The organism is Pedobacter sp. CFBP9032, from assembly GCF_034045265.1.
In the GTDB taxonomy this organism is placed as follows: Bacteria; Bacteroidota; Bacteroidia; order Sphingobacteriales; family Sphingobacteriaceae; genus Pedobacter.
In genome coordinates, this window is sequence record NZ_JAXCWE010000003.1 from 65,050 (window position 1) to 88,473 (window position 23,424).

General features: G+C 41.4%; 19 protein-coding genes and 1 pseudogene. 15 read left to right on the plus strand and 5 right to left on the minus strand.

Translation table 11 applies throughout. The annotated features are described in order from the left end of the window. The first annotated feature begins 152 nt into the window (after positions 1 to 152). The 6 genes and pseudogenes from SOM16_RS06980 to SOM16_RS07005 all read left to right on the plus strand — a co-directional run bounded on the left by SOM16_RS06980 (position 153) and on the right by SOM16_RS07005 (position 3,124). Entirely contained in the window at positions 153 to 728 is a 576-nt protein-coding gene (locus tag SOM16_RS06980) for a DapH/DapD/GlmU-related protein (RefSeq protein WP_320463272.1), read from the plus strand. Between the two features lie 2 nt (positions 729 to 730). Further along, positions 731 to 1,801, plus strand: coding sequence for an alpha/beta hydrolase (locus SOM16_RS06985; protein ID WP_320463273.1), 1,071 nt, complete (start codon positions 731 to 733; stop codon positions 1,799 to 1,801). A gap of 24 nt (positions 1,802 to 1,825) precedes the next feature. Beyond that, positions 1,826 to 2,308: a cupin domain-containing protein gene (locus SOM16_RS06990; RefSeq protein WP_320463274.1), complete on the plus strand. Its 483-nt coding sequence runs from the start codon at positions 1,826 to 1,828 to the stop codon at positions 2,306 to 2,308. Positions 2,309 to 2,319: 11 nt separating this feature from the next. Further along, the gene (locus SOM16_RS06995; RefSeq protein ID WP_320463275.1) at positions 2,320 to 2,460 is read left to right on the plus strand and encodes a twin-arginine translocation signal domain-containing protein; all 141 of its coding nucleotides are present in this window, start codon (positions 2,320 to 2,322) and stop codon (positions 2,458 to 2,460) included. 25 nt (positions 2,461 to 2,485) lie between these two features. Further along, positions 2,486 to 2,662, plus strand: a pseudogene (locus SOM16_RS07000) (carboxymuconolactone decarboxylase family protein); the annotation flags it as partial. 54 nt (positions 2,663 to 2,716) lie between these two features. Beyond that, complete coding sequence (locus SOM16_RS07005; RefSeq protein WP_320463621.1) at positions 2,717 to 3,124, plus strand: cupin domain-containing protein; 408 nt, start codon at positions 2,717 to 2,719, stop codon at positions 3,122 to 3,124. A gap of 249 nt (positions 3,125 to 3,373) precedes the next feature. Here SOM16_RS07005 and SOM16_RS07010 read toward each other — a convergent pair whose 3' ends face one another. From SOM16_RS07010 to SOM16_RS07025, 4 genes are all read right to left on the minus strand, one after another. Beyond that, positions 3,374 to 3,976, minus strand: coding sequence for an HPP family protein (locus SOM16_RS07010; protein ID WP_320463276.1), 603 nt, complete (start codon positions 3,974 to 3,976; stop codon positions 3,374 to 3,376). Between the two features lie 112 nt (positions 3,977 to 4,088). After that, positions 4,089 to 4,496 carry a hydroxyisourate hydrolase gene (uraH, locus tag SOM16_RS07015; protein ID WP_320463277.1) on the minus strand — a complete coding sequence of 136 codons (408 nt, stop codon included), beginning with the start codon at positions 4,494 to 4,496 and terminating at the stop codon, positions 4,089 to 4,091. Positions 4,497 to 4,538: 42 nt separating this feature from the next. Continuing rightward, complete coding sequence (locus tag SOM16_RS07020) at positions 4,539 to 4,940, minus strand: heme-binding protein (protein WP_320463278.1); 402 nt, start codon at positions 4,938 to 4,940, stop codon at positions 4,539 to 4,541. Between the two features lie 195 nt (positions 4,941 to 5,135). Continuing rightward, positions 5,136 to 5,705: a Crp/Fnr family transcriptional regulator gene (locus SOM16_RS07025; RefSeq protein WP_320463279.1), complete on the minus strand. Its 570-nt coding sequence runs from the start codon at positions 5,703 to 5,705 to the stop codon at positions 5,136 to 5,138. Positions 5,706 to 5,932: 227 nt separating this feature from the next. Between SOM16_RS07025 and SOM16_RS07030 the strand changes: the two genes are divergently transcribed. From SOM16_RS07030 to SOM16_RS07050, 5 genes are all read left to right on the plus strand, one after another. After that, entirely contained in the window at positions 5,933 to 6,472 is a 540-nt protein-coding gene (locus SOM16_RS07030; protein WP_320463280.1) for an RNA polymerase sigma-70 factor, read from the plus strand. 52 nt (positions 6,473 to 6,524) lie between these two features. Further along, positions 6,525 to 7,514, plus strand: coding sequence for a FecR family protein (locus SOM16_RS07035; RefSeq protein ID WP_320463281.1), 990 nt, complete (start codon positions 6,525 to 6,527; stop codon positions 7,512 to 7,514). 170 nt (positions 7,515 to 7,684) lie between these two features. Continuing rightward, positions 7,685 to 10,840 carry a TonB-dependent receptor gene (locus SOM16_RS07040; RefSeq protein ID WP_320463282.1) on the plus strand — a complete coding sequence of 1,052 codons (3,156 nt, stop codon included), beginning with the start codon at positions 7,685 to 7,687 and terminating at the stop codon, positions 10,838 to 10,840. 20 nt (positions 10,841 to 10,860) lie between these two features. Then, on the plus strand, positions 10,861 to 13,365 hold the full coding sequence (locus SOM16_RS07045) for a phosphocholine-specific phospholipase C (protein WP_320463283.1): 2,505 nt from the start codon (positions 10,861 to 10,863) through the stop codon (positions 13,363 to 13,365). Positions 13,366 to 13,375: 10 nt separating this feature from the next. Beyond that, positions 13,376 to 16,654, plus strand: coding sequence for a TonB-dependent receptor (locus SOM16_RS07050; protein ID WP_320463284.1), 3,279 nt, complete (start codon positions 13,376 to 13,378; stop codon positions 16,652 to 16,654). Between the two features lie 146 nt (positions 16,655 to 16,800). On the opposite strand, the gene SOM16_RS07055 is transcribed toward SOM16_RS07050, so the two are convergent. Beyond that, complete coding sequence (locus SOM16_RS07055; protein WP_320463285.1) at positions 16,801 to 17,346, minus strand: NAD(P)H-dependent oxidoreductase; 546 nt, start codon at positions 17,344 to 17,346, stop codon at positions 16,801 to 16,803. A gap of 86 nt (positions 17,347 to 17,432) precedes the next feature. Between SOM16_RS07055 and SOM16_RS07060 the strand changes: the two genes are divergently transcribed. The 4 genes from SOM16_RS07060 (at position 17,433) to SOM16_RS07075 (ending at position 23,422) form a co-directional block, all read left to right on the plus strand. Then, the gene (locus tag SOM16_RS07060; protein WP_320463286.1) at positions 17,433 to 17,807 is read left to right on the plus strand and encodes a helix-turn-helix domain-containing protein; all 375 of its coding nucleotides are present in this window, start codon (positions 17,433 to 17,435) and stop codon (positions 17,805 to 17,807) included. Positions 17,808 to 18,203: 396 nt separating this feature from the next. Next, the gene (locus SOM16_RS07065; protein ID WP_320463287.1) at positions 18,204 to 18,785 is read left to right on the plus strand and encodes an RNA polymerase sigma-70 factor; all 582 of its coding nucleotides are present in this window, start codon (positions 18,204 to 18,206) and stop codon (positions 18,783 to 18,785) included. Positions 18,786 to 18,865: 80 nt separating this feature from the next. Beyond that, positions 18,866 to 19,981 (plus strand): FecR family protein, encoded by a 1,116-nt coding sequence (locus SOM16_RS07070; protein ID WP_320463288.1) that lies wholly within the window; start codon positions 18,866 to 18,868, stop codon positions 19,979 to 19,981. Positions 19,982 to 20,242: 261 nt separating this feature from the next. Then, a complete protein-coding gene (locus SOM16_RS07075; protein ID WP_320463289.1) occupies positions 20,243 to 23,422 on the plus strand; it encodes a SusC/RagA family TonB-linked outer membrane protein in 3,180 nt (1,059 codons plus the stop codon). Positions 23,423 to 23,424: the final 2 nt, after the last annotated feature.

Below are 23,424 nucleotides of genomic sequence, written 5' to 3' on the forward strand. Positions count from 1 at the left end.
CCTTCGTTGATCAAGTGTATTGGAGAATCCGTAAAAGTGGTAAACAAAACAGTATTCTGTATAAAACGTAAGCCAGGCCTGCTGCCGATATTTGTATTATAGATTTTGGGAAAGTCAATCACACCCAGAGCGGTATATGAAACTAATTAACAATGATGACTGTAGACGTTGAACAAGTAAATATTTTAGGCAGGTTAAGGAGTGGTGAACTCATTCGGTTAAAAGATCCTGAATATAATGAGATAAATGAAGTGGTGGAAAGAACCATCAAACTGTCTAGGCAGCTCAACACGGCGACCGACATCAATTCTATACGCGATCTCCTGAGCGAGATTATTGGTTGCAGAATCGATGAAAGCACGACAATTTTTGTCCCTTTTTATACCAACTTCGGAAAGTTTATCACTATAGGCAAGAACGTGTTTATCAACCACGCATGCTCATTTCTCGATATGGGCGGTATCACCATCGAAGATGATGTACTGATCGGGCCAAGGGTTAACCTTGTAACCGAGAACCATCCATTAGATCCGGTAGATAGAAGAGCTTTGCTTACAAGGCCAATTGTGATCAAAAGAAATGCTTGGATTGGTGCAGGCGCAACTGTACTTCCAGGGGTTACCGTAGGAGAAAATGCTGTCGTTGCCGCCGGAGCCGTTGTTTCAAAGGATGTGGCTCCAAACACTGTTGTCGGAGGGGTTCCGGCTAAATTTATTAAAAACATTTAAACATGAAAAAATCAATTCTTATTGCGCTCACTATGGTACTTTGTTATGGAATCGCAAGGGCACAATCAACATCAAGTTCAGTACAGATGAAAGAAATATCAGCAAAAAACTACACCACATTTAAAGTAAGTGATAAGGTAACCATTTATGCGGTGGCCTTGAAGAATCAATATCATCTAGAAGTTGCCGGGCATCTTTTTATCCCCAACAACATGGATAGAAAAACCAGGAACCCTGCAATTATCGTGGGTCACCCGATGGGAGCGGTAAAGGAACAAAGTGCCGATGTATATGCCTCGAATATGGCAGAGAGAGGGTTTATCACTTTGGCAATCGACCTATCTTTTTGGGGCGAAAGTGGGGGCAAACCCCGCAATGCGGTTTTGCCGGATATGTATGCGGAGGATTTTAGTGCGGCTGTCGACTTTTTGGGCACAAGATCGTTTGTAGACAGGAATAATATCGGGGTTATTGGCGTTTGCGGAAGTGGGAGTTTTGTGATCAGTGCTGCCAAAATTGATCCGAGGATGAAAGCAATAGCAACAGTAAGTATGTATGATATGGGTTCTGCCAGCCGCAATGCCTTGAACCATTCGCAGACCCTTGAACAACGCAAGAAAAATCAGTCAGAAGCTGCCGAGCAACGATATGTTGAATTTTCTGGTGGCGAGACCAAATATACAGGTGGAACCACTCACACACTAAATGAAAACACTGATCCGATACAGCGTGAATTCTATGAATTCTATCGTACCCCAAGGGGGGAATATACCCCTAAAGGCGGCTCATCAAAAACGACCACACACCCAACTTTGAGCAGTAACACAAAGTTCAACAACTTCTACCCGTTTAATGATATTGAAACCATTTCCCCCCGTCCGATGCTGTTCATCACAGGAGACAGGGCACACTCACGCGAATTTAGTGAAGATGCCTATAAACGTGCGGGCCAGCCAAAAGAACTGGTCATCATTCCGAATGCCGGACACGTAGATCTATATGATAAAACCGACCTGATCCCCTTTGATAAGCTAGAAACCTTCTTTGTAAAACATTTGAAAGAAAAAAGATAGTCATAACCTAAAACCTAAAAACATATGAAAACATTATCGATAAGCGCAATTGCTTTCTTAATGCTCTTGAGTATTAATAGTAGCGCACAGATCAGCAGCAAGACAGATCAGAACAATCGGAATTTTATATTTCCGAAAGGTGAACCTGGACCCGCTGATAATTTTACAGGAAAGGCCTGGAACATCGGTCTGGTAGAGAATGACTCGGTCTATAATACGGTTGTGGGAAACGTCTATTTTGAGCCTGGTGCGAGAAGCAATTGGCACACACATCCCTCGGGACAGATACTAATCATCACCGATGGTGTGGGTTACCACCAGATAAAAGGTCAGCCAAAACAGCCCCTGAAGAAAGGCGACATAGTGAAATGCCCGCCAAACGTAGAACATTGGCATGGTGCAAGCCGCCAAACCGGAATGCTACAAATGTACATCTTGCCAAAAACGGAAAAGGGCATTGTAACCTGGTTGCAGAAGGTAACAGACGAACAATATTTCAGTAAATAAATCATATTAATATGGAACGTAAAGGTCACTCCTCAAGGCGGAAATTTATTCAGCAATCGGCCGTCGTTGGTGCAGGATTAATGTTTGCAGGTCCAATAAAAAGTTTAGCACAAACAGATAATAAAGAAATTATGAGCAAAAATATAGCATAAAAGGGTTACCTGTGGCGGGCTTGATTTAAGAACAAGAGAATTGTTGACACTCAGCATGGTAAGCAGTCCCGGCGGCTCCGATGGCCAGGTGAAAGCACATGTTCAGGCAAATAAGAATGTTGGAAATGATAAAGCCACATTGATTGGCGTAATCACCCAATGTCTACCCTATATAGGATTTCCCAGAACACTTAATGCGCTGGGCCTTGTAAATGAAATATTTATCGAAAAACAATATACAATTAAATTTACCGCAATGGCAAAACATGAAGAAGTACAAAATGGAATTATTTTCCCAATAGGCGAAAAAAATAGTGCGTACGCTCAATATTTTATTGGACAGAGTTATTATAATGCTTTAGTATCTGATCCTGAAATTAGCATCATAGTAGGCAATGTTTCCTTTGAACCAGGCTGCAGAAATAACTGGCATTGCCATAATGGAGGATTTCAAATCTTGATGGTAACTGGTGGTGAAGGATGGTATCAGGAATTTGGAAAACCTGCACAACCACTCAGAGTTGGAGATGTGGTGGTTATCAACGATGGGGTAAAACACTGGCACGGTGCAACCAAAGACAGTTGGTTTGAGCATATTGCAATCACGGCGGGAACGCCTGAATGGTTGGAATCAGTAAATGATGACCATTACAACAATGTCTAACATTTACAGGCTTTGGTAAAATCAAGTTGTTGAATGATTACACCACTATTGTACAGACATCCGCTAAGCTGAAGTATACCAGACTCATATCATTATGAATAAATTTGCAGGGTTTTAAATAATGGGTTTTTGATTATTCGCCCCAAATAAAAACGAAATTATTCGTGTAACTCATCATAATTATTCCACCCTTTAATGATAAATATGTCTAAGCATCAGCTCTGATCCTTAATAAGGATTGCGATGTCTTTACCGATTAAGACGTCTTTTATACCTATAATTTCTCTTCCAAACCTTATACCAATGTTTGTTATTTGGGTATCGTCGATTTGGAGTTGCATTGTTAAATACAATCGCGACCAGAAGCAGAATCAATACCCCAGTTAATACGGGGCTAACCACATACATGAATCCAAGGGCATGAATCTTTTCAGAGCCAGTATTTGCAATCAACGCAGTGGCGCCACCTGGAGGGTGTAACGTTTTAGACATTTGCATCGCTACAATTGACAAAGAAACAGATAACGCGGAACTTAACCACAGTTCATCTGGTATAAGTTTATAAATACACACGCCCACAAATGCACTAACAAGGTGACCACCTATGATATTCCTGGGCTGTGCTAACGGGCTGTTTATTATGCCATATAGGAGTACTGAGCTCGCGCCAAATGAACCTATAATAAATAGGTTATCATAGGCTGTGAAATACTCACTATGCAGTAAGCCTATAAGTGCAATGCCTACAAAAGAGCCTAGGAAAGTAGAAAAATGCTCTCGAAAATCGATTAGTGTTTCTTTGTAAAGAATGTATTTGACAGTTCGATAACGGCGTCGAAATCGTTTTTGCATGAAAAGATTGTGCTTGAAAATAAGTTGAAAATTTATAGCGGTAATGATAAGCTAACTTGAGTCCTGCCAGTGTACGTCTAGCTGATTAAACTCAAGTATTTTTCATTTAAGATTAATTACCCCTATATGTGCTATAACCATATGGAGATAAGGTGATTGGAACATGATAGTGCTTGTTATCTTTGATTTGAAATACCACTTCGATGAACGGATAAAAACTTTCCGTTTTCTTGTTTTTAAAATAATCTGCTATCAAAAAAGTTAACCTGTAGATGCCTTTTTCGGTTTTAGTTTCTTCTAAAAAATTACCAATCCTGCCATTTTGGTCTGTCTCCTGCTGGTCTATTGATGTCCACATTTTATTGGTTTCATTTAATTTTTCCAGTTTAACTTTCACATTTTGTGCCGGAAGTCCGGTAGAAATATCCAGTATGTGGCTTGATAGACGATATTTGGGCGCCTGCGAATAAGCTAAGCTCACAGATAAGCTAAGTAACAAGCCTAAAATTAATTTTTTCATATGTTTATTTTATTAGTTGGTGATTCATCGATTTTACAATTATTATCTGGCAATAATGTCAGCTTGTGGAATACTGGCGGATCTCCCGATAAGATCGTCATTTTCCGGGCTTCCTCCGCCCGCAATACCGATGGCGCCAATCACTTTGCCATTATGATAAAGTGGAACTCCGCCGCCCAGCAGCAGGAGTTCTGGTAGACTAGCCAGGTTTTCTGTATCTGGATTAGACTTTGCATTTCTAGCTAAAGTTAGCGTTGCAGTTTTTGTTGATGCTGCTGTAAATGCTTTGCGTCTTGCAGCTTCGGTATTGTGGATTCCTACTCCGTCGCCACGGCTGAGAACAAGGGTTTGTCCGCCTGCATCCAATACAGCAACCGAAACATCTTTACCTAATACAGAAGCTTTTGTTCTGGCCAGATGAGTAAGCAGGAGTGCTGTCTGCAATGTTATTTGCTCAGTTTTTATAAGAGAGGACGAACCATCGCCTATCCTAATATGTTTTTCCGTTTGATGAGTCTGCCCATAGGAATTAAACACTATAAAGGAAAGGAAAACGATATACATACTTGATCTCATGCGATTTTTTTTACAAAGATAGCCTGATGTTGATCTTTAAAATGTTGATCCAAGTCAACGTTTTTAAAGCTTGGCCTTCATCCTGCTCAAAGTAGAAGGTGACATACCAAGATATGAAGCCGCCATTTTATTAGAAATTCTAAGTAGAAAGTTAGGTTGGTGGGTTTTTATCCAAATTACTTTTTCCATCGCACTAAACCCTTGAAAGCCATATATTCGTTTCTGTGCTATGATAAATCCCTTTTCCAGTATTTTTCGATATACCAAAGCAAATTCCGGAATTTGATCGACCAGGAAATAAAAGTCTGTTCTGCTGATTGTCAACAGTTCCGATTTTTCAATGGTTCTCAAATATTCAAATGCAGGTTTTTGGTCAATTAAGCTCGGCAAGGCAGTACCGAATTCACCCTCAAATGCAAAATAACGGATACTATCTAACCCCTCACTATTTATAGTATAAACCCTGATCCCTCCCTTGTTTACAAAGTAATGGTTTTTGCAAACTTCATCGTAATCTACCAGTATCTGGTTGCGACTGGTTTTAACCAAGCTGAACTTGCTAAAGATAATATTCAAGGTCAGCTGATCAATCTCCGTTATGCTTTTAATGTAGTGTTCTAAAAGTTTAAACATTTGGATGGTATAAAAAATTCAGATTAAATGTAAGGAAATATCTGTACACATCTTTTTGAAGATAGATAGGTTTTCCAGAACAGTTTAGCATCAGACTATTTATAAGTATAAAGTTTTCCTACTTAAGTAGGAGATTACCTACGTGGTAGGAAGTAACAAACCTGTTGCTGAAATAAGCTTAACGATGGCTTAATAATCGATTGGCTAGTTTTGCCGCAGTTATTATTATGGGCAACAAATCTGATATTGAACTTTTACAGGCCATCCGGTCTGGGGATGAGGGGGCATTTAAACATGTTTTCGATTCGTATTGGAAACGGCTTTACTCGGTAGTGATACACCTTGTTGGCGACGAGGATCAAACAAAAGATATTCTTCAGAATACGTTCATCATTTTTTGGAACAACCGGAACACAATCATCATCTCCGATTCGCTGTGGCCCTACCTCATCAAAATTGCACGCAACGACGTCATCGATCTGTTCAGGAAAAATAAGGTGCGGCTAGAAGGAGCGGAGAACCTAATCAACGACCTGCAGGCCTATCACACCGTAGAAGAAACAATCATCACACGCGAACTGCAGACCCTTATCGATGCTGAGGTTATAGAAATGCCCCGCAACATGAAATTATGTTTCGAGCTGAGCCGCAGGGAAGAAAAAACCATCCGCGAAATTGCCACAGAACTCCGTTTATCCGAGCAGACCGTGAAGAATAACATTTCAGAGGCGCTCAGGCGATTGCGTCATCGCATAAACTTAACATAAGTTTAATATCTTCTTAAAGTACTTTTGGAGCTTTCGAACGCTTTATGGGTGAATGAAATCCAAACAGCGAAAATTCCTTTCCAGACATTTATCCGAATATCAGTCTGATCGGCCCGGTACAGCGCGCAATACAATTATCGAAGACTGGTTTGCCGCTAAAGAAAGCGAAGCAGCAGAACAGGGGAGCCGTGTAAACACGGAATTGGGTGATGAAATATTTTCGCAGATAAAAGCAAAAGTTTCTAATCCGGTGCAGAAACAGCATTCAGCAAATGCACGTTTGGCCATCGCGGCTTCGATTGTGTTTTTGCTCGCTTTCGGTACCTTCTTGATACGGAAAAACCGAAGTCTTGTAAATTCTGCACCAGAAATGGTGTACGATTCCTTTACTACGGGTAATGGCGAAATCAAAAAAATCATGCTTCAGGATGGTACAGCCATTTACCTTAATGCAGCCACTACCGTTCGTGTACCCCGTAATTTTAAGTCGGCGGCTTTTCGCAGGGTGATGCTCGATGGTGGAGAGGCCTTTTTTGAAGTGAAACGTGATACTTTACGTCCATTTAGCATTGCAACTGGTACCTACCTCACTACCGTACTCGGAACCTCTTTCAATATCAATGCCTATCCCGAGCGTAAAGGCTATCAGGTGGCGGTACGGACCGGCAAGGTGAGGGTTGAGAAAATAGTGGGTAAACAAATCTTGCTATTAGCCGAAAAACTGGTCAAAAATCAGGTGCTTAGTGATAGAGTAGATGCTCAGGAACCGCAGTTGACCAATGAACCGACCGGGAAATTTGCCGATTGGAGAACAGATCATTCCAGCTATCTCGACCAGATGGATCTGGTGCAGATAGGTGAGGTGCTCTCCAGGCAGTACAGTATCAAGGTAGAAGTAAAAGCGAAAGGCCTATCACTGCCAAAATATAGCTTTTCGTTAAAATATACATCACTTCCGCAAGCCCTGGCATTCTTGGCCATAAAAACAGGAATGAACTATCAGTTAACAGATCATTCACTTATTATAAATCCAGCAAAATGATATAACCATATAAATAAAAAAAACCGGACTCCTACGGCCATAGGAACCCGGGTTAGATATTGCTGAAGCAGCACTATCCAGTTTTAATCAATTCTGAAAAATCAATTAAGCAAATAAATATGCGACATTATTACCATTTTATTAACATTTCGACAAGAAAAATTTTGTTTTTGGCACAATTGCCAATCTTCTGCCTGTTATTTTTATTTATCGGTGGCAAAGCTGCTGCCCAATCAACCGATGCCACCATCAGCGGTAAGGTAACCGATGAAAAAGGGATTGCGATCCCTGGCGCTTCAGTAGTGGTGCGTAACGAATCAACCGGTTTCAGGACAGTAACATCTACCAATAAGGAGGGTGGTTACGCCCTTATTCAACTGCCTTTGGGCAAGCCCTATACCATTACGGTAAGTTACATTGGCTATCCTAAACAGCTCAAATCAAACCTTGCTTTGAACCAGGGAGATAACATTGTGGCCGATTTCCGCATGACCGAATCGAATACCCAGTTGAGCGAGGTAAATGTAAGTGCAAATTCGCTTACCAAACGGATTGACAGGCTTGGATCGAGCACGGCGATTACGGCACAGAACATCCAGCAGCTACCCACACAGAACAGGAACTTTAACAACCTTTCTGCACTTGCACCAACCACCAACGGAACCAATATTTCGGGCCAAAGGGCATCTTCAACCAATTACCTGATTGATGGGGCCAGCGCAAGGAACAATTTAACCTCTGGTGCAATAGGCAGCGGACCTTATTCATTATCGCTTGAGGCGATCAGAGAATTTGAGGTGGCAGCCAATGTGTACGATGTAAGCCGTGGACGTGAAGGTGGCGGTACCGTTTCGGCGGTTACCAAATCCGGAACAAATACCCTTACCGGATCGGTATTCGATTATTACCGTTCTGATTTTTTGGCCAGTCCGTACGATATCCGTGGAAATAAACGCGTGCAAAAATTTACAACCAACCAGTACGGATTTAGCCTGGGTGGCGCCATTGTAAAAGATAAACTTCATTTTTTTACCGCACTCGATCGGCAGGACGAAACCATGCCATTTTTTATTGCCGATATCAGGGAAGATGCTGATGCGGTGAGCCTGGGTATCAGTAAAGGTGCTTTGGATAGTGTAGTCAATATCGGTAGGGCAAAATACGGTTTGGGCAGCGGTCCGCAGGTAGGTGAGTTTAAGCGTAAAACATTGGCCAATACTTTTTTTGCCAGGTTAGATTGGCAGATCAATGACAAGCACCGGTTAACCATCAGGAACAATTACAGCGATTGGTTAAATCCGATAAGTAACAGCGATAACTCGAATATCAGTCTTTTTGAGGTATGGGGCGATTTCAAATCAAAAGAAAACAGCACACTTGCTTCATTGCGTTCGCAGTTCAGTCCGTCCTTTCTGAATGAATTTAAAGTTCAGTTTCAAACGGCAAGCCGTAATTACGTACCCAATAGCGAACTTCCAGCGGCGAATATCCCGAGGGCAATTGTAACCGTACGTTCTACCTTGCCAAACGGTACCCTCGGCAATAGAACCGTACAGCTTGGTGGTCAGCGGTTCTTCCCAGAAAACAACCTTGAAAACCAGTTCCAGTTGATCAATACTTCGTATTATAACCTTGATAAGTACAAATTTACCTTCGGTACGGATAATACCCTTACTTATATGGATACCTATATTTCGAGCGAGCAAAACGGTAGGTTTATCTTCAACAGTCTTTCTGATTTTAATAACCTCAGCGCTTCAAGATATGCAAGGGAAGCTCCAATTAACGGCATTCCATCGGTACAACAGTATATTTTAAACCTGTCGCTTTTCGGACAGGTAGAATTCGACCTGGCAAAGGATATCAATGCCATGTTCGGTGTGCGTTATGATGTAACCAGTTTCCTCACCCAGGCCGATTACAACCCCGTGGTAGAAAAAACACTTGGCCTGCGCACCGATAGTAAAATTACCGATGCCGGTAAAATACAGCCCCGTTTTCAGTTAACCTGGGATATCAACAACGAGAAAAAAGACATTATCCGTTTGGGTGGTGGTTTATTCTCTTCGTACCCGGTAAACTATGCGCAGGTAAACAACATCCAGAACAGTGGTACAAAAGTAGCTTCTATTGATGTTTCCCGTCCGGCTTCTGGTACAAGTTTGGTGCCCACCCCTGATTTTCCTTTGTACCGCAGAGATCCTTCGGCAGCACCGGGCATTATTCCAGGCGTACCTTATGTATCAACAATCAACCTGAACGATCCAAACCTTAAAATGCCTTCGATATTCAAGGCCAACCTAAGTTATAACAAAATTATCGGCGACCGTTTAAGATTGGGCGTTAACCTATTGTACTCTTACACCAAAAACAACTATGTGTACCTGGATAAAAACCTGGCTGATAACCCCTATTTTACTCTGGCCAATGAAGAAAACAGGGGCGTATTTGTTCCTGCAGCCTCTATTACCGCTTCTGGGATTACCAATAACGTTTTGGGTAGAAAAACCAGCGAAGTGGGCAGGGTATTAATGTTAACCAACGGTGCGACATTGGAACAGAAAGCCATGATTTTGGATGCCAGTTTCCGTTACCTTAAAGATGGTTATATCAACGTAAGTTATACCTTGAATGATGCAAAAGACAATTCTTCATATAATGGTAACGTAGCCAATACGTCAACATTCAGACCAGTAAAATCAGATCCACGCGACCTTTCGCAGGTTTTTTATTCTGATAACCAGTTCCGCAATAAACTGGTGGTTTACGGAAGTACCCCAACGTGGAAAGGATTTTCGATGGCTGCAACTTTTAGGGGCATAGGCGGTACACGTTATTCACTAAGCGTTGATGCCGATATCAACGGCGATTTTGTGGGCGGTCCGGGTAACGATAATGATCTTGCCTTTGTTTTCGATCCCAGCAGTCCACTTACCAGTGCAGCCAATAAAGCTTCGATGGAAAAAATACTCAACAATCCCGATAACAGGGCAAAAGAATATATCCTGAAAAGCCTGGGCAAAATTGCCGATAGAAACGGCGGTATAAATCCATTTTCGGGCACTTTTGATATCCGTATGCAAAAGGATTTTAAAACCTACAAAACCCAAAAGCTGACCTTGAGTTTCGATGTTTTCAACTTTGCTAACCTCTTGAACAAGAAATGGGGCGTAAACTATAACCTTGGCGACCAAACCTTGCTCACGGTAACCAAATTCGATCAGGTAAAAAAACAATATGAGTACCGGGTGAACGAAAACGTAGGAGTAACCCAGGCGGCAGGTACACCTTACCAGATACAGCTTGGTGCCAGATATTCATTTTAACAAATTGTAGCTATAAATCAATGGATTCACGTAGAAATTTTATTAAAAAGGCAGCCCTCCTCTCCGGAGGCGCTGCCTTAACAGGCATGTTGCCACCGGCAATACAGAAGGCCCTGGCCATTAACCCTGCCCTGGGCAGTACATTTTACGATGCAGAACATGTGGTTTTCCTGATGCAGGAAAACCGTTCTTTTGATCATGTTTTTGGTTTAATGCAAGGCGTAAGGGGTTTCAACGATCCCCGGGCAATCGATCTGCCCAACAAGAATAAGGTATGGCTGCAGTCGAATAAAGAAGGCGAAACCTATGCGCCCTGGCACCTCAATATTAAGGATACGAAAATTGCCTGGATGGGTTCTACGCCACATAACTGGACCGACCAGACCGATGCGAGAAACGGAGGGAAGTACGATAAATGGCTGGATGTAAAAAAGGCCTACAAAGTTACTTATGCGCACATGCCATTAACCGTTGGTTACTGTAAAAGAGAAGACTTTCCTTTTTACTACTCGCTGGCCGATGCCTTTACCGTATGCGACCAGAATTTCTGCTCGGTTATTGCCGGTACACACCCCAACCGATATTACTGGATGACGGGAACAGTGAGGGAGAACAATACACCCGATGGTAGGGCAAATTTATGGAACATCAGCAATTACGATAAACCCACACTGAACTGGAAAACTTATCCCGAACGACTGGAAGAAAACGGGGTGTCGTGGAAAATTTACCAGAACGAACTCACCATGGGCTTTGGCCTGAATGGCGAATCCAGTGCCTGGTTGAGTAATTTCGGCACCAACGTAATCGAATATTTTGAGCAGTTCAACGTGCGTTTAAGTCCGGGTGCCATTGCCAATCTGAAAGAAAAAAAGGAATTTTTGCTCAAACAGATTGCCGATTCGACAAAAGAAAACCTAAGTGATGAGGAAAAAACCAAAGTAGAAGCATTGCGCAAACTGTTGCTCAAAACAGACAATGAAATGCAGCAGTACACCATGGAAAACCATGCTAAACTCTCAGAAACAGCAAAAAAACTTAACGCAAAGGCCTTTAGTATAAATACCAGCGACCCGGATTTTCACGAACTCACTGCGATGAAATATGATGAAAAAGGTACAGAACGCGAACTGAATATTCCAAAAGGGGATATTTTGCATCAGTTTAGAAAAGACGTGGATACCGGGCAGCTGCCAACGGTTTCGTGGTTGATGACACCTGCCAATTTCTCCGACCATCCTGGCGTGCCCTGGTTTGGTTCTTGGTTTGTAAGCGAGGTAATGGATATCCTTACTAAAAACCCTGAACAGTGGAAAAAAACTATTTTCATCATGACTTATGATGAAAATGACGGTTATTTCGACCACGTGCCGCCATTTGTACCGCCGCATCCATTTAAAGAAAATGCCGGAAAGGTATCAGAAGGATTAGATACACTGCTTGATTATGCTGCCAAAAACCAGCAAACTAACCCTTCAGCTAAAGAAAGCAATATTAGGGAGAGTCAGATTGGTTTAGGATATCGCGTACCGATGGTAATTGTATCACCTTGGACAAGAGGTGGATACGTGTGTTCGGAAGTGTTCGATCATACCTCTTCCTTACAGTTTTTGGAAACTTTTATTGAAAAGAAATACGGCAAAAAAGTAACTGAAGAAAATATATCGCCCTGGAGAAGAACGGTTTGTGGTGACCTTACTTCTGTTTTTAGACCTTACAATGGTGAAAATATTTCTTATCCAAAAGGCTTGGAGAAAAAGCCTTTTATGGAACAGATTTATTCGGCCAAATTTAAAGATCTGCCCGATAATTACCGGAAATTAAGTGCCGAAGAAATTCAAACCATCAACCAAGATCACAGTGCATCTCCATATTTCCCGCAACAGGAAAAAGGGATCAGGTCGTCATGTGCGCTTCCGTACGAACTTTATGTGGATGGAAAACTCGCAGACGGTAAATTCCACATCAGTTTTGCTGCGGGAAATACGGTTTTTGGCAAAAAAGCAAGTGGATCTCCATTTACGGTTTATGGTATCAATCCCTTTAAAAACGAAGCCCTTAGGGTGTGGGATTATACCGTTAAGGCGGGAGATACGATACAGGATGAATGGGCAATTGGTGATTTTGAAGGTGGTGAATATCATTTACGTGCCTATGGACCCAACGGCTTTTTCAGGGAGTTTAAAGGGAACAAAGATAACCCGGCCATAACCGTTAAATGTGCTTACGAAAATGGTTTCACCAAAGCATCACTAAAAGGAAATGTAGCCCTGCAATTGCGAAACGAAGGCAGTCAGCCCCTCGAAGTAAGCATCGACGATATGGCCTATAAAACCGGCAAACGTTTGTTAACAGTTGCTCCAAAAGGTAATGCATCTTTAATCCTTAATTTGGATAAAAGCCATAACTGGTACGATTTTCAGGTTAGTGTTAAGGGAAACAGCAGCTATTTTGAGCGTTTTGCCGGAAGGGTAGAAACAGGGAAAGAGACCAAAACAGATCCATTGATGGGGAAAATGGTTTAATATTTTGGATATGCGTACCCTCACCATCCTGTTTGTGCTATTATCGTCTACTGTTTTTGGGCAAAGTACCAGAACGGCGCTGTACGGTACGATAAAAGATGGGCAGAGTATGGCATTTTCTGGTGCAACCATTACCTTGACGCAAAAGGCCACCGCTGCGGTTTATGGCTGTGCCAGCAATGCTGCCGGTGGCTACCTGATTCCATCGGTACTGCCCGGCGGACCATACGAACTGGAAATAAGGGGCATCGGGCTCGAAAAATACCGCCGTTCCGATCTTTATTTCAAACTCGATGAACCGATGCTGATTGATGTCACATTGAAAGAAGAAATACTGCTCTTGAACGAGATTAAGGTAAAGGCTGTTGCAGTTGATACACTTCGTCTCCATACCAATAATTCTGTCGGTTTTAACATCAACTACCGCAAAATGAAACTGCTGCCCACCGTAAAACGGGGCATTGCCGATTACATCAGGTTAAGTCCGAATGCTTTTGGTGCAGCTATAGCCGGGGGTAATTTCCGACAGAATTTTATTACCATCGATGGATCAGAGTTCAACAATAATTTTGGTGTAGGTGATAATCTTCCCGGCAATGGCGCACAACCGGTTTCGCTTGAAGCCATTGCCGAAATTTCGCTCAACAATGCACCTTACAATGCCATTTGGGAATCGGGTTTTATCGGTAGTGCAGTAAATATTGTAAGCCGTTCGGGCGCTAACAGTACCGAAGGCGCTTTATACGCCTATTTTCGAGGCAGTAGTAGTTTTGGAAACAGGGTGGGCGGGCAGTTTATCGCAAGAAGGCCGAACCAATATCAGTTACAGGGTGCGAGGATAGGAGGTGCGGTAGTTAAAAACCGATTGTTCTATTTCCTCAGTTTTGAGAAGGAACGCGAGGTTTATCAGCCCCAGACCTTTAGGGCAGCAACACCAACTGCGCCTTATGGAAGTGCTACAGATGTTGCCCGGCCAACTGTTGCGGAGCTTGATGAGATCAGTGCCTACCTCAACAACCGTTATGGCTATAAAACAGGACCTTACCAGGATTACGATTTCCAGGCTGAAAGTTACCGGCTATTGATCCGTTTTGATTGGAACATTGCCAAAAACAATACGATCAGCCTGCGTTATAACCAATTAAACAGCAATAAACCCGAACTGGTAAACGGATCACGCAGTCCGCTTACACCCTTTGCAGCAGGGTCCGGACGCAGGGGCATTAATGCGCTTACTTTCGCCAATTCTAATTTTGATACCCGTTCTAACTTTTATTCGCTTGCTGCCGAATGGGATTGCCGCTTTTCTAATGTGCTTAGCCATACGTTAAGGGCATCATATACCAGGCAGTACGAATATCGCAATTCGAATAGTGTGCCTTTTCCTTTCGTAGATATTTTAAAGGATGGACAGCCTTTTGCCGCTTTTGGTTACGAACCTTTTTCGCTCAATAATAAAAGAGGGGTAAGACTGGCCGCTATAACCGAACTTTTCCATTGGAAATCCGGTAAAAACAGCTGGGATTTTGGTGTTCAGGCCGATTATATGGCTACTGATAACACCTATATGCCTTTTGGTACGGGTTATTATACCTTTGCCTCATGGGACGATTTTAAAAACGGAAAAAAACCGCTCGATTATGCCCTAACCTATACCGTTGATGGTGGCGATAAGGCGGTACATTATGCTTTCGATTACCTTAATTTTTCTGCTTTTCTACAACATTCCATCCGAATAACAAGTCATACAGAGCTGAATTTTGGCCTTCGGGGTGACGTGACGGTATATCCTAAAAAACTGCCCGATAACCAATTGCTTGGCCAGTTGAGTTTTGCTGAGGGTGAAAAAGTAAATACGGCCTTCCTGCCAAAACCGGCTTTGTTATTTTCGCCCAGGTTATCGTTCAAATATGATCTTTTTGGCAATGGCAACTATTTGCTTAAAGTAGGTACCGGCATTTTTACCGGACGCATCCCTTTTGTTTGGGTCATCAGTCAGGCCAGATATTCTGGGGTAGAGCAGATCAGTCAGACCTGGAAGGGTCCATCCAATACACCCATTATATTCGATCCCGATCCGCAACAGTCATCTGTGGCCAAAAATGCCAATGTACTTCCTTCCGTAAGCAGTGTTTTGGCGAAGGATTTTAAAATGCCGCAAAGTTGGAAATCGAGCATCTCTTTTGATATGCCATTACCGTTGGAGATTAAAGGTAAAGTTGAACTCCTTTACAACAAAGATATTAGGGGGATATCTTTTCGCGACCTGAATTTAGTAAATCCGGTTCAGTTGAATATTCCCGGTTATCCAGATCACCGTTTGGTTTATCCGAGGGAGAACAGAGAGAAATTTATCAATCCATTAAATAGCTCCGGACAGCGTGATCCGATGGGAAATACAGCGATGAATGTGGTTTCTATTTTCAATTCTTCGGGTGGTTATTATTTTTCCGCCATGGGCAATCTGACCAAAAAATTCGCCAATGGCCTCGATTTATCATTTTCGTACATCCGCAGTGCAACCAAAACCTACAATGATGGCGATGGCGATCAAACACTTTCCGCACTCAATGCCACAGCTTCGGTAAACGGGATCAACAATCAAACTTTGGGTTATGCAGGTTATGTGCCTCCCGGCCGTATCGTTGCTTCGATAGCTTTTCCTTTAAGGCTTTTCAAAACGGCTACACTAAACTTGGGTTTGGTTTATCAGGGCAGTTCGGAGGGAAGGTTTTCATATACCTATGGAAGCGATTTTATCGGTGATGGCACCAACAGATCCCTGATTTATATTCCCAGGGATCCTTCCGAAATTACTTTTTCGCCATTTAGCATTTCAACAGCAAACGGACGGATTGTTTATAGCGCAGAAGAGCAGAACAACGCTTTTTTCGCGTATATCGAGCAGGATCAATATTTAAAAACAAGGCGTGGCACCTATGCTGAACGCAACGGCGGAATTCTACCCTGGAGAAACCAGGTAGATTTGCGGCTAAGCACGGAACTAGGTTTGTATCAAAAGCATAAAAAACATGTACTCGAGCTGAGTGTAGATATTCTTAATTTGTGCAATTTGATTAATAGCAAATGGGGATTGCGTAAACTCCCCAATGCAAATGCCATACTTATGCCCACTAACCTGGATAAAGTACGGCCTGGTGGAACAACTATACCCTTGTTTCAGTTGGCCACTACCGGCGACAAGCTAATTACAGAAACCTATAAAAATGACAACAGTATCAATTCTACCTATTTAGTACAGATTGGCATACGGTATTCGTTTTTGTAAACACTTCAGCGTCCAGCGTATCGCAGTTGTTTGAGGTTTGGATTTCGGACCGCTTCGGTAACTAAAAAACAGTTTAACTTTCAGTTCAATAAGAGTAATTAGTTAAAATTTCATTCTTTTTATAACCTGTTTAAATAGCTATTTAATTATCCCAATTCAGCTAATTTCTGTATCAGTTTTTTGGCGTGTTGTTTCGCATTGGCTTTTATTTCTTCTTCAGTATAACCCGCAGCTAATGAAGTACCATAAAAATAAATCGGGTCAATGTAATTCATTTGCGTATGGTAAGCCGTCTGCTCTAATTGCTTACAAAATTCATATACCCGAAAATGCTGAAAGCCTAATGCTGTATAACTGCTTTGCGATGAACCCACCGTAAAACTCGGCACAAAATTTCTGCCTTTTAGTTTGTCCCCTTGTGAGCCATATGCAAATTGATGTTCAAAGACTACATCAAACCAATGCTTTAAAATTGCCGGCATGTTGTACCAATAAAACGGATATTGGAAAACGATTGTTTTGTGCCGCAACAAGGCTTCTTGTTCAGCTTTTTCATCAATTTTGTAATCAGGATATAACTCGTGGATATTCCTTAACTCCATATCAGTATTACTGTTCTTCAATTCTTCGATAATTGTTCTGCTCGCGATAGATTTATCAAAGGTGGGGTGTGCTAATATTATCAATGCCATACTATAAATATTTTAGTAGCAAAACTATTTATAGTATATTGCATATGCAATAACTATCAAAATGGATAGGCCTAAAAAAGTGTAAGATGAAAACAGAATGTCTTAGCGATTATGTGAAACTTAATGGAAAGACCTACCCTTGTACGGTAAGCCTTACCATGGATTTAATGGGCGGAAAATGGAAAGCAGTTATTCTTTATCATTTAAAGGACGAGCCAAAGAGATACAGCGAGCTTCGCAAAGAAATGCCAGCCATTACAGAAATGACGTTGAGCCTGCAGTTAAAGCAACTGGAGAAAGATGGCCTTGTAATGAGAAAAGTATTTGGTAAAAAACCTCCTGTTAAGGTTATTTATAGCTTATCAGATTTCGGAAAAAGTCTTATTCCGGTTTTGGAAGTTATTACTAAATGGGGAAATAAGACGGTGAGTGAAAACGGTGAGTTTATAAAAGCCACATAGCAAATTACTGTAAAGCAAAAGCATATTTATATTATTTCCATTAATCATGGGTATAATTATTCCACCATTAAAGGATAGAAAATGAAATGAGTATTTGATAAATGGAGTGTCTATGACGATGATACTGGTTCTTCTTCATCTTTGGTGAAACATATAAATTTTAATGACCCAAGATATGTTTTTACAGTTTTATGAGGCCTTTTTTTAAAAATTACATCAATTTAAACGACGAAATATTAATTCTGCACTAAAATAAAGCCATATTAGGAATAAAATAGGCGTTCTGTGCTAAAATAGTGGGGTCTTTCGTGCGGTAGAGAATAAATATACAAAACAACGCAACATTAGTTAAGGTTAATTTAGTAATATTGGATAATATTATTGTGTAATTTAATTGTGGCAAAGATACCCAACACTAATGCCTCTAAATCTTCAGATCAGGAATTGTCCATTTCTTTAGGAGCGGGCAGCAGAACTGCATTTGCTGAGATTTATGAGCGGTACTGGTCACTTCTTTTGTCTCATGCTATTAAGATGCTTAAAGATGAAGAGAAGGCACAAGACGCTGTTCAGGATGTGTTTCAAATGCTATGGGAAAAGAGCCCGACCTTAAACATCCATACCTCCCTATCGTCATTTCTATATACTTCATTAAGATACCGAATTCTAGACAAATTAAAACGTGATAAAATTGAAGATCGTTTTTTAACCACACTACAAACTGAGATTGAAAGTGGAGTTTCCAGCACAGACGATGCAATGGCAGAAAAGGAATTCGCAAGAAAAATTGAAGAAGGGTTAAACATGCTCCCCCCAAAAATGCGAACCGTCTTTGAATTGAGCAGAATGAATGATTATTCCTATCGCGAAATATCTAAAGAACTGAATTTATCAGAAAATACCGTAAAAAAACAGATCAGTAATTCTCTCAAAATCTTGCGTAAAAGCATACAAAAAGGATACTTGTTAATTTTTTAACAAATATTTCATCATTACATAACACAAAATCAGTTATCGATCTTCATAACTATATAGTTTACCTATAGTTTCAATTAGTTATGAATAACAAGCAAGCCAAACAATTATTTGATAAGTACTTAGCTGGTAATTGTACGCCCGAAGAATTGATGTTAATTAAGCGGGCCTATAATAAGGAGATCCCGGCTGATATGAAGGAGATCTCTGAGAAGCGCTACGATGAAATGAAACTAAACATTTGGCGTAAACTGAAGCAAACAGATAGCTCCAATGCCAAAAAATATAGTGTTTGGTCTAAGGTCGCCATAGCGGCTGTTTTGCTGATCGTGAGCGGAGTTGGGTTCCACTTTTTCGTCTTGAAAAAGCAGATAATTGATAAAAATAATATATCAGCTGATGTCAATAACGTGTCCGCTGAAAAAAATGCAGTTGTGCTCACACTGGCCAATGGCAAAAAGATCAACTTAAGTGATTCGAAATTCGGCGTAGTTATCAAAACATCAGAATTAACTTATAATGATGGCACAGTTATAGAAAATGTTAATTCAAAAGGGCATGAGATTACTGCCATAAGTACACCGCGAGGCAGTCAATATAACGTCGAATTGCCCGACGGCACAAAAGTAGTATTGAACGCAGCCAGTACGCTTAAATTTCCATTAAAATTTGTAGGATTAGAAAACAGAACTGTTGAGCTCAGCGGTGAAGGTTATTTTGAGGTTGCTAAGGATAAAAAGCATCCATTTATAGTTAAAAGCAATAATCAGGAAGTGAAAGTCCTTGGTACGCACTTCAATATCAATTCCTATACAGATGAATCCAGCATCAAAACTACACTGGTAGAAGGCAGTGTAGAGATTAGAACCTTGTCCGGTAAAATCAGTAGTAAAAAGCTGGAGCCGGGACAGCAGGCTGAATCGGGTAAAAGTGGTATCGAAGTATCCATGGTCGATACCGAATCTGCGCTGGCCTGGAAAGACGGGGATTTTATTTTCAACGATGATATCACCACCATCATGCGACAAATTTCCCGCTGGTACGATGTCGAAGTCATTTATAAAGGTCAGGTTTCTGCAAAGGAATTTGTTGGGACTTTTTCCAGATCAAAAAACATCAATGAAATTCTTAGTGCTCTTGAATTAACCAACCGCGTCCACTTTAAAATTGAAGGAAGGAGGGTAACAGTAATGCCTTAGTTTTTACAAAATGAAGCTTTTCTGAGAAAGAACCGGAGGCGTTGGAAGCGCCCCCGATAACATCTGGTTAAGCTAATACTTATGCGACTAAACACAACTTTTCAACTATTAACCACTAAACAAATGTATAAATTTTACTATACAATAGGGCATTTCCTAACAAGCTGTGTCCGGCGAACCATGCGAGGTAATTTTACCTGTCTGTTATTAATGCTTGCTTTGCTGCAATTGGGATTTACTGTCCATGCACAAGATATAAGCATGTCAAAAAAGAATGCGAAGCTTACAGAAGTTTTTAAAGAGATACGAAAACAAACCGGATATGATTTTGTCTTCCCAAAAGACTTACTAAAAGAAGCTAAAAACGTATCAATACAGGTCAAAAATGCCGACCTCACGGAGGTGCTTGAAATATGCTTTAAATCACAGCCATTTACTTATAAGATTAGTAATAAAGTGATCGTTGTTTTCAGTGAAAACCTAGTCGAAAGTCCTGTGAAAGGCATCCGAAAGCCGGAGCTGATCAACCTTCGCGGGCGGGTGGTGAATGATGAAGGAGAACCGCTGGAAAATGCAACAGTGAGGGCAAAGGGGAATCTCCGGGCAGCAACCACGAATCAGGAAGGGTTTTTTTATATTGAAGATATAGAAACAGGTACAGAACTGAGCATTTCATATGTTGGTTACCGGACAACTACCGTGAGCGTTGCGGTTGGACTTAAAGAGATCAGACTAAGCGCTAATAAATCTTCACTTGATGAGGTAAAAGTAATTGCCTATGGAACAACAACATCTCGTAAAAGTACAGGTGATGTGTCGACCATAACCGCCGAGGACATCGCACGGCAGCCGGTTTCGGATGCCCTACAGGCTTTACAAGGAAAGGTTCCGGGACTTGTAGTGAAATCTACAGGCGGCTTTTTTTCTGGAAATTACAATGTCAAAATAAGGGGTAATAATAGTCTTCCGCTTGATGGGCTGACGATAAGCGATCCACTTTATGTAATTGATGGCGTACCACTTACGGCAGGAAGTGGTGACGGGTCTGGCCGTGGTTTAAATCAAAATTTGATAGCAGGGCCTGCCGGAGGGCAAAATCCGCTACTTTATTTGAATCCATCAGATATTGAAAGCATTTCAGTGTTGAAGGATGCGGATGCTACCGCACTCTATGGTTCGAGAGGCGCAAACGGTGTTATTTTGATTACAACCAAAAAAGCTAAACCAGGTAAAACACAGGTAGACGTTAACGTATTTACCGGATACAGTCAGCAAAGTAAAAAGCTAAATCTGATGAATACGCAGCAATATTTGACCATGCGGCGCGAAGCTTTGAAAAATGACGGCCTTACAGCAGACCCGGGACTGGATTACGACTTGTCAGTTTGGGATAGCACACGAAACGTAAACTGGCAAAAGCAATTATTATCAACCGCCAAAACTACCGACGGACAGATCAGTTTCTCAGGAGGAGACGAAAAAACCACGTTCAGATTGAATACCGGTTATCACCGGGAAACGCCACCTTTTCCTAGCGATTTTTCTGAACAGCGGATTAGTACCCTTTTAAATATCGGGCATTCAGAATTTAATCAAAAACTTAAAACCAACCTGGTTTTGAATTATGCCAATACCTTAAGCAATTTACCATCATCAGATATTACCAGCGCTGTGCTTCTAGCACCAAATGCACCTGATATCTACAACGCTGCCGGTAGACTAAATTATGATGGATGGGCCCCTGCACAATACTTACGTACTTTCAGTTCACTGGCTAAACCATACAAAGCTGGCACAAATAATTTTTCGACTAGCCTGGTTGTTGATTACAGCATTCTGACAAATCTTCATTTCAGTGTGTCGGGCGGTTATAATTATATTGATCAGCATCAGACGCTGCTCAATCCAGGTTCAGCACAAGATCCAAGCGGAATTATAAGGCGGGAATCAACTTTTGGGCAGAATAAATTCAGTACATGGCTGCTGGAACCGACCCTGCGCTGGACAGTGCCTTTGAGAAACAGCAAACGTGAAACTTTGCTGGGTGCCACCTACCAGGAAAGTATAACAGATGGCAACAAGATTTCTTTAGGCGGATTTATTAACGACAGTCAGTTGGAAGACCGTGCAGCCGCATCAGAGTTCTTTCTCCCGGGAAGTAATTACAGTCAGACCAAAATCCAGTCACTTTACGCAAGAATTAATTATACTATAGCAGATAAATATATTGTCAATATTAATTTACGCCGTGACGGCTCAAGTCGTTTTGGTCCAGGTAACCAATTCGGTAATTTCGGTTCAATCGCAGCTGCCTACATTTTTAGTGAAGAAAAGGTTGTAAAAAACGCGCTTCCTTTTTTGAGCTTCGGTAAGTTAACAGCGTCATATGGCACAACAGGTAGTGATCAGATTGGCGATTACGCCTACTTGTCTACTTATTTACCTGGTTTCAACTCCTATAATGGCAACCCGGTATTGACGTTAAATAATGCTGATAACCCTGATTATAAATGGACGGTTAACAAAAAATTGAATCTCTCCCTTAACCTGGGTTTCTTTCAAGATCGTTTATTGTTGAGTTCAACCTATTACACGAATCGAACCGGCAACCAACTGGTTAATTACAGGTTGCCTAATTTAACGGGATTCCCTTACGTGATATTAAATTTGCCTGCCTTGGTGCAAAACAGAGGGCTTGAGTTTCAATTGACAACTAGAAATGTTCAGACAGCAAAATTCAACTGGAATACCTCCGCAAACTTGAGTTTAAACAGAAATAAGCTGCTTGCGTTCCCAGGCCTGGAGGGTTCTACGTATGCAAGTTATTATACCATCGGGCAGTCTATTTCCCGCACTGGTCTTTACCATTATACCGGTTTGGATAAACAAACAGGTGAATATACTTTCGAAGACAAAAATAAAAACGGCACATTAGATCCGGTTGACGACCAGTCTTTTTATAGTGATGATCCTTCTTTTACCGGAGGGATTGATAATAATCTTCAGTTTGGTAATTTCTCGTTTGGCTTCTTCTTTATTTTCACTAAGCAAAAAGGATTTGAAAATATTTATAACGATATCCCAGGAGCTGCCGGCGCCAACCAGTCAACTGCCCTGATCGATAATCATTGGCAAAAACCAGGGGATGATAAAAAATATGCCCGCTACACCAATTATGGTGTGGATATACTCAACTATGGTCAGTCAGACGCACTTTGGGTTGATGCTTCATACATCAGGTTGCAGAATGTTACCTTTTCTTATAACATCCCTTCGTCCTTCTGGAGAAATTCACACATGCCGAATATGCGGATTTCTTTTCAGGGGCAAAATCTGCTTACCATCACCGGGTATAAGGGTACAGACCCCGCTAGCCCGGGCTTACAGTTGAACCTTCCATCCAGGCGCTTTTTAACCGCCAGGGTACAGTTTACTTTTTAACT

Excerpts from the sequence above, each read along its gene's own strand:
- SOM16_RS06980 (WP_320463272.1), top strand. The coding sequence starts at position 153 with ATGATGACTGTAGACGTTGAACAAGTAAATATTTTAGGCAGGTTAAGG.
- SOM16_RS06985 (WP_320463273.1), top strand. The coding sequence starts at position 731 with ATGAAAAAATCAATTCTTATTGCGCTCACTATGGTACTTTGTTATGGA.
- SOM16_RS06990 (WP_320463274.1), top strand. The coding sequence starts at position 1,826 with ATGAAAACATTATCGATAAGCGCAATTGCTTTCTTAATGCTCTTGAGT.
- SOM16_RS06995 (WP_320463275.1), top strand. The coding sequence starts at position 2,320 with ATGGAACGTAAAGGTCACTCCTCAAGGCGGAAATTTATTCAGCAATCG.
- SOM16_RS07005 (WP_320463621.1), top strand. The coding sequence starts at position 2,717 with ATGGCAAAACATGAAGAAGTACAAAATGGAATTATTTTCCCAATAGGC.
- SOM16_RS07010 (WP_320463276.1), bottom strand. The coding sequence starts at position 3,976 with ATGCAAAAACGATTTCGACGCCGTTATCGAACTGTCAAATACATTCTT.
- uraH (WP_320463277.1), bottom strand. The coding sequence starts at position 4,496 with ATGAAAAAATTAATTTTAGGCTTGTTACTTAGCTTATCTGTGAGCTTA.
- SOM16_RS07025 (WP_320463279.1), bottom strand. The coding sequence starts at position 5,705 with ATGTTTAAACTTTTAGAACACTACATTAAAAGCATAACGGAGATTGAT.
- SOM16_RS07030 (WP_320463280.1), top strand. The coding sequence starts at position 5,933 with ATGGGCAACAAATCTGATATTGAACTTTTACAGGCCATCCGGTCTGGG.
- SOM16_RS07035 (WP_320463281.1), top strand. The coding sequence starts at position 6,525 with ATGAAATCCAAACAGCGAAAATTCCTTTCCAGACATTTATCCGAATAT.
- SOM16_RS07045 (WP_320463283.1), top strand. The coding sequence starts at position 10,861 with ATGGATTCACGTAGAAATTTTATTAAAAAGGCAGCCCTCCTCTCCGGA.
- SOM16_RS07050 (WP_320463284.1), top strand. The coding sequence starts at position 13,376 with ATGCGTACCCTCACCATCCTGTTTGTGCTATTATCGTCTACTGTTTTT.
- SOM16_RS07055 (WP_320463285.1), bottom strand. The coding sequence starts at position 17,346 with ATGGCATTGATAATATTAGCACACCCCACCTTTGATAAATCTATCGCG.
- SOM16_RS07060 (WP_320463286.1), top strand. The coding sequence starts at position 17,433 with ATGAAAACAGAATGTCTTAGCGATTATGTGAAACTTAATGGAAAGACC.
- SOM16_RS07070 (WP_320463288.1), top strand. The coding sequence starts at position 18,866 with ATGAATAACAAGCAAGCCAAACAATTATTTGATAAGTACTTAGCTGGT.
- SOM16_RS07075 (WP_320463289.1), top strand. The coding sequence starts at position 20,243 with ATGTCAAAAAAGAATGCGAAGCTTACAGAAGTTTTTAAAGAGATACGA.